Here is a 242-nt window from a genome sequence, read left to right on the forward strand (position 1 = left end):
CGCCTTCCGCCTTCTCGTAGAAGTGCTGCCACTTTGCCGGGCTCGCCATGAACAAATTGGTGAGGTTGATCGGCAGGAAGCTGTCGGGCTCCTTGGTGGTGAGCTCGACCGTCATGTCGTCGATCTTGGCGTAGCTGGCGACGGAGGGCAGGCGGGTCTTCACCTGTGCGCTCTGCCGCTTGTCGAATTGCGGCGCCTTGTCGTTCAGCACCTTGTCGAGATTCCAGATCACCGCATCGGCG

At 61.2% G+C, this 242-nt stretch carries 1 pseudogene; it reads right to left on the reverse strand.

The features are described from left to right. Positions 1-242: pseudogene (locus G8O24_RS43745) on the reverse strand (ABC transporter substrate-binding protein); the annotation flags it as partial.

This window comes from Bradyrhizobium campsiandrae, assembly GCF_014529705.1.
GTDB lineage: Bacteria > Pseudomonadota > Alphaproteobacteria > Rhizobiales > Xanthobacteraceae > Bradyrhizobium > Bradyrhizobium campsiandrae.